The 472-nt window shown below is 47.0% G+C and carries 1 pseudogene; it reads left to right on the top strand.

The annotated features are described in order from the left end of the window. Positions 1-207 (top strand): annotated as a pseudogene (locus A372_RS38200) (IS110 family transposase); the annotation flags it as partial. Positions 208-472: the final 265 nt, after the last annotated feature.

Genomic DNA, 472 nt, shown 5'->3' with positions numbered 1-472 from the left:
TTCATCTTCATGATGACCATGAGTTTAGTGGCGAACAATCCGGAATTCAAAGCCATGCACGCGTACAATGTACAGGTAAAAAAGATGAAGAAAATGAGGTCTCTTATGAAGCTATGTGGTAAATTAGCTCGAATACTCGTTGGAATGGCTCGGAGCCGTGAAGCCTACAAACCTCATAAAACAATACCAATTCAACTAGCAGCTTAAGCAATATCCTACCGTTTCGTCGTACGAATTTTGGCTTATTCGCGGGATTTCAAAAAGAAAGCACAGAGTACCGGATGTATTCAACCAAAGGGCACTGACCCGTACCGTTAGCTAGACCGGCCTCCACCCCTTGGACAGGTGTAACGAAGGAATGAGAGGGCATAGACCCGTTGAGACATGGGAGTGATAACCTCCAGGGGCGGCGTGGAGAATGCGTGCAGTATATGGAAGGATATGGGGGTTCGACCTCCCCCTCTATTTCCTC

The sequence above is a fragment of the Paenibacillus sp. OSY-SE genome, assembly GCF_000283315.1.
GTDB classification, from domain to species: Bacteria; Bacillota; Bacilli; order Paenibacillales; family Paenibacillaceae; genus Paenibacillus_B; species Paenibacillus_B profundus.
The sequence above is the reverse complement of the archived record's forward strand: the minus strand, read 5'-3'. Positions and strand labels throughout refer to the sequence as shown.